The 1,217-nt window shown below is 63.4% G+C and carries 3 protein-coding genes; all 3 read left to right on the top strand.

The features are described 5' to 3' along the window. The coding region (locus tag JSE7799_RS06800; RefSeq protein WP_144431596.1) for an integrase core domain-containing protein at positions 1-498 on the top strand (498 nt) is incomplete at its 5' end. Positions 499-505: 7 nt separating this feature from the next. Further along, positions 506-691: a hypothetical protein gene (locus JSE7799_RS06795; RefSeq protein WP_055662942.1), complete on the top strand. Its 186-nt coding sequence runs from the start codon at positions 506-508 to the stop codon at positions 689-691. 154 nt (positions 692-845) lie between these two features. Next, the coding region (locus tag JSE7799_RS06790) for a transposase (protein ID WP_083480343.1) at positions 846-1,217 on the top strand (372 nt) is incomplete at its 3' end.

Here is a 1,217-nt window from a genome sequence, read left to right as displayed (position 1 = left end):
GACCGGGCGACCCGATGGGTCTTCATCCGTGTCTTCCCGGCAAAGACCGCGGCCAACGCACGGCGCTTCCTGCGCGATCTGGAGCGCGCCTGCCCGATCCGCATCCGCACCATTCTCACCGACAATGGCAAGGAGTTCACCGACCGCCTTTTCGGCCTGCGCAAGCGGACTGCCACGGGAGAGCACGCGTTCGACGCGCTTTGCGCCGCCCTCGACATCGACCACCGCCTGACCCCGCCGAAGTCGCCGCAGACCAACGGAATGGTCGCGCGCTTCAACGGCCGGATCGAAGAGGTCCTGCAGAGCCACCATTTCCGATCAGGCGAGGATTTGGAGACCACGCTCCACCGATACGTCTGGCTCTACAACCAGCAGCTCCCGCAAGCAGCGTTGGCCAGCAAGGCGCCCTTGCAGGCCATGAAGGACTGGCACAAAATCAAGCCAGAGCTGTTCAAGAAACAGCCATACTACCTTCCGGGATGCGACACCTACGCCTGAGGCTTGAGTGGCTTCTTTCCTGCTGATGTCAGGTCACGCGGAGGATTACGGTGGCGCCGACGGCCAAGAAGCGGGTCATGAGGGCGGCACAGACGTGGATTTCGGCGGCCTCGCTGGCCGGGATCTTGCGGCGATGCGTACGCCGAATGCTTTGAGATATCACATCTTCGCCTCGACACGGCACCGGGCGTGATGAATTCCCCTCAAGCGCCGAACAATGACGGAACCTGTGATCTGACATCTGCTGGTTTCTCGTAAGCGGTGGCTGCGGCCCACGTTGTCGGGCATCGGCATGATTGCGAGATCTACCCATCTCAAGATGGGGAGTGCGTTTCGCAATGTGTGCTATGAATTCGTTTCTCAGATCGCTGGGTGTGGAGGTCCATGCGTCAGGGCATCGACGGTGGCCGGATGATGTAAAGGCGCAGGTTGTCGCGGAGACGTTGGCGCCGGGCGCGACCGTGAACTCCGTGGCCGAGCGGTATGGGGTTAAGCCGAACCAGTTGTCCGCCTGGCGGGGCTTGGCGAAGAAGGGCAAGTTGGTCCTGCCTGCGGCCATCGACGCCTCCGCGGGGGCTGGTGAGCTCCCTGTCTTCGCGCCCCTTGTCCTGCGTGAGCCGGAGGAGCCAGTGGAGCGGGAGGCTTCGCCGCAGTCGGGCGACCTGCTTCGCATTGCCGTCGGCGTTGTCAGGATCGAGCTCCCCGCCGGCACGCCTGCA

The sequence above is a fragment of the Jannaschia seosinensis genome, from assembly GCF_001408515.1.
Classification (GTDB): domain Bacteria; phylum Pseudomonadota; class Alphaproteobacteria; order Rhodobacterales; family Rhodobacteraceae; genus Jannaschia; species Jannaschia seosinensis.
This window is presented reverse-complemented; position numbering and strand designations above follow the sequence as displayed.